Origin of the sequence: Paucilactobacillus nenjiangensis (assembly GCF_005405445.1) — a bacterium.
GTDB classification, from domain to species: domain Bacteria; phylum Bacillota; class Bacilli; order Lactobacillales; family Lactobacillaceae; genus Paucilactobacillus; species Paucilactobacillus nenjiangensis.
In genome coordinates, this window is sequence record NZ_BJEB01000092.1 from 1 (window position 1) to 3498 (window position 3498).

The window sequence follows — 3498 nt, forward strand, 5'->3', positions numbered from 1 at the left end:
CATAAAATATGAATATTAATGAAAATACTGATTTAATAGGATTTATCGTGTGGCTAATTTGTTCTTGCAATTTGGGATTTAAAAAAAGACAGCTATATCAGTTATTTATTCGTCAACATGGCAATGAGCGATCTTGATTTTATCTTGACTAATCGACGTGCGCCAATGCTTAGTGAATTGCAAAGTAGTTTACAACAGATGACAGGCATTTTACGCCAGTTAACCTCAAAGTCATCATAATAACTAGAATAAATGAAACTATAAAACATCAAATCATGCCATTTATCAACATGTCCCTATTCCACACAAAAAGCTTCGCACCACTTTAATAAGTGATGCGAAGCTTTTGATTTATATTCAATTAATTAAGCTAGACGACGTTCGAAATACTTGCCCACCAATGACAATGCGTAACAAACGATAAAGTACAGTACCGCTAACGCAACGAACATTGGAATAATATAATTGGTATTTTGACCATAGATTATTTGAGCATGGTACATCATTTCAGGAAGCACGATAATTGTTCCCAATGAAGTATCCTTGATTAGTGAAATAAATTGACTAACTAGGGCTGGCACCATGTTCTTCATTGCTTGTGGTAAGACCACAATTCTCAATGCGGTCCAATACCCAATCCCATTAGACTGAGCACCTTCCATTTGGCCTTTATCCACGGCCATAATTCCTGAACGAACAATTTCAGCAATCATCATTGATTCAAAGACTGTCATCGCAATGATGGCGGCGGCAATTACTGGAGGTTTGAATCCCAAGTTGGGCAAACCAAAGTAAGTAAAGAAGATAATTAGAAGCAAAGGTAAGTTCCGAATTAAATCAATCACAAATCCGACAATTGCGGACACGTATTTGATCTCGGAATAACGAATCACCCCTAAAATCGTTCCAAAAATAAAACTAAGAATAACTGAAATTACTGAAACTTCAACAGTCACCCACAAACCTTGAAGAAGGTAGCGTAGGTTTAACCATGAATATGCATCAATAAATGTTTGCATTTCTACTACCTCCTTAAGCGGCTAATTTTTTCTCTAGATGACGCATGTAATAACTTAATGGCATGGTGATGATCAAGTACAAGACACCCACTGCAAAGAAGGTTGACATTGTTTGGAGTGTATCATTGGCAATCATATTACCTTGATACATTAAATCAAAACCGGCCACGAAGGCTAGGACAGACGAGTTTTTAACTAAGTTAATGAATTGGTTTCCCAATGGTGGAATCACAATTTTGAAAGCTTGCGGTAAAATAATGTGCCGCATTGCTTGCCAGAAAGTTAATCCATTCGATTGAGCACCTTCCATTTGGCCATCATCCACAGATTGAATTCCGGCACGAACAGTTTCAGCAATAAAGGCTGAGGTGTAAATTGTTAACCCAATTGTTCCGGCAGCGAAACCACTAATCTTAACGACGTACAGTGGAATAACCACGAAGAAGAACATGGTAATAACTAGTAATGGAATATTACGGAAAATTTCTACGTAAACATTACCGATTACTCGCATAATCTTGTTAGGCATAATTTCGAAAATGGCAAAGACGGTTCCAATAATCAAACTGAAGAATAGTGCAATAATGCTACACAACAATGTTTGACCGAACCCTTGTAATAACGGTTGCCATTCGGTTGCAAAAATATGAATCATTATCGCTTCATCTCCTCATAATTAAATCCTTCAACATTACCGAACCACTTCTTAAGGATTTTATTGTAAGTACCATCGTTTTCAATGGTGGTTAATGCCTTATTCAGACGGTTCTTGAAGTTGGTTTGACCTTGGTTGACGGCAATTCCGTAAGGTTCTTGCGTAAATGATCCTCCGACCACGACATAACCTGGGTTGTCGACCGACATACCATATAAAATACCATTATCAGTAGTTAATGCATCCCCTTGGCCTGACTTCAAAGCCGTCAATGCTTGCGCATAATCTGACATTTGAAGCACTTTAGCCTTAGGTGCAAATTTACCAATATTTTGAACTGAGTTTGAACCAACTACCCCAATTACGACTTTTCCTTTTTTGTTCAAGTCTTTAACACTTTGAATTGGGCTACCCTTTTTAACCAAAATAGCTTGTCCAGCGTTGAAATACGACCGGGTGAAATCAACTTGCTTTTCACGTTCCGGTGTAATCGTCATGGTAGCAATAATTGCATCAATGTTCCCATTTCTAAGTAATGGGACTCGGGTAGAACTGGTAATTGGAACAAAGACAGCCTTGCCATCTTTACCGAGAATTTCTTTGGTTAATGCCTTAGCAACATCCACTTCAAATCCTTCATCGATACTGGTCTTGGTGTTCATCAAACCAAATAACTTAGTATCGGCTTTGACACCCCAAGTGATGGTATTAGCTTTTGTATCTACTTTCAAAACGTCTTGTTTTGATAGAGCTTTGCTTGACCCACAAGCTGTCATTGTGACTAGCAACAACGCAAGAGCGGCAAACAAGCCCATGAAACGACCAAACTTTTTCATGGCTGTTTCCCCCTTCTTACTTGTGTACGATGATTTTACTTAAGAATTGACGAGCACGTTCGTTACTTGGTTCGCCATCAAAGAATTGTTCCTTGCTATCATCTTCGAGAATTTCTCCATCGGCCATGAAAATAACACGATCACCCACTTCACGTGCGAAGCCCATTTCATGAGTAACCACGATCATTCCCATGCTTGAATCACGTGCAATATCTTTCATAACGTTCAGAACATCATCAATCATTTCTGGATCCAAAGCTGAGGTTGGTTCATCAAACAAAATCAATTTTGGCTTCATTGCTAAACTACGCGCAATCGCGATTCGTTGTTGTTGACCACCAGATAATTGACGAGGATAGCTATCTGCTTTACTTTCCAGCCCAACCTTTTCCAACAAACTTAGTGCAAATTCTTTATTTTCTTTTTCATCACGTTTTAGCACAATTCGAGGTGCTAACATAATGTTTTCAATGACAGTCTTGTTGGCATACAAATTGAAATGTTGAAATACCATCCCAACGTTCTTGCGAATCTTATTGGCATCAGTTTTTTTATCAGCCAAATCAAATCCGTCAACGATTAGACGACCTTCTTGAATAGGTTCAAGGCCGTTGATTGTTCGGATTAAAGTACTCTTCCCAGAGCCTGAAGGTCCGATTAAAACAACAGTTTCACCGGCTTCCACCGTTAAATTGATATCCTTTAAGGCATGAAAATCACCGTAATATTTTTGGACATCGTGAAATTCGACCATTGACATATGAAAATCCTCCACTCTTTAGCACCGTTTCTAATTGAAACTTAATGCCATTTTAAATTTACGTTAGACTAAATTTTATACCAATACTTAGATATCGTCAAAGAAATGTTAACAATATCGCTGTAAAATATTCACAACCTCGTCATTTGTTGACAAAAAACTCTCTGAGGATGTCGCTACGCTCCATTCCTCGTAACCATATCAAGAAATAAAACTGCCCTCAAGATT

5 protein-coding genes are annotated in these 3498 nt (G+C 38.1%); 1 reads left to right on the forward strand and 4 read right to left on the reverse strand.

The features are described from left to right. Nucleotides 1-117 precede the first annotated feature (117 nt). Entirely contained in the window at nucleotides 118-240 is a 123-nt protein-coding gene (locus tag FFM59_RS10310) for a hypothetical protein (protein WP_263854045.1), read from the forward strand. 125 nt (nucleotides 241-365) lie between these two features. Here the strand turns inward: FFM59_RS10310 and FFM59_RS09745 are convergent, their stop codons facing one another. Genes FFM59_RS09745 through FFM59_RS09760 form a run of 4 tightly spaced genes read right to left on the reverse strand, consistent with a single transcriptional unit; the run spans nucleotide 366 to nucleotide 3270 of the window. Then, nucleotides 366-1019, reverse strand: coding sequence for an amino acid ABC transporter permease (locus tag FFM59_RS09745; RefSeq protein ID WP_137602832.1), 654 nt, complete (start codon nucleotides 1017-1019; stop codon nucleotides 366-368). A gap of 13 nt (nucleotides 1020-1032) precedes the next feature. Then, the gene (locus FFM59_RS09750) at nucleotides 1033-1674 is read right to left on the reverse strand and encodes an amino acid ABC transporter permease (protein WP_137602833.1); all 642 of its coding nucleotides are present in this window, start codon (nucleotides 1672-1674) and stop codon (nucleotides 1033-1035) included. Continuing rightward, nucleotides 1674-2510 (reverse strand): transporter substrate-binding domain-containing protein, encoded by an 837-nt coding sequence (locus FFM59_RS09755; protein WP_137602834.1) that lies wholly within the window; start codon nucleotides 2508-2510, stop codon nucleotides 1674-1676. Before FFM59_RS09755 ends, FFM59_RS09750 begins: the two co-directional genes overlap by 1 nt. 16 nt (nucleotides 2511-2526) lie before the next feature. After that, nucleotides 2527-3270 carry an amino acid ABC transporter ATP-binding protein gene (locus FFM59_RS09760; RefSeq protein ID WP_137602835.1) on the reverse strand — a complete coding sequence of 248 codons (744 nt, stop codon included), beginning with the start codon at nucleotides 3268-3270 and terminating at the stop codon, nucleotides 2527-2529. Nucleotides 3271-3498: the final 228 nt, after the last annotated feature.

Excerpts from the sequence above, each read along its gene's own strand:
- FFM59_RS10310 (WP_263854045.1), top strand. The coding sequence starts at position 118 with ATGGCAATGAGCGATCTTGATTTTATCTTGACTAATCGACGTGCGCCA.
- FFM59_RS09745 (WP_137602832.1), bottom strand. The coding sequence starts at position 1,019 with ATGCAAACATTTATTGATGCATATTCATGGTTAAACCTACGCTACCTT.
- FFM59_RS09750 (WP_137602833.1), bottom strand. The coding sequence starts at position 1,674 with ATGATTCATATTTTTGCAACCGAATGGCAACCGTTATTACAAGGGTTC.
- FFM59_RS09755 (WP_137602834.1), bottom strand. The coding sequence starts at position 2,510 with ATGAAAAAGTTTGGTCGTTTCATGGGCTTGTTTGCCGCTCTTGCGTTG.
- FFM59_RS09760 (WP_137602835.1), bottom strand. The coding sequence starts at position 3,270 with ATGTCAATGGTCGAATTTCACGATGTCCAAAAATATTACGGTGATTTT.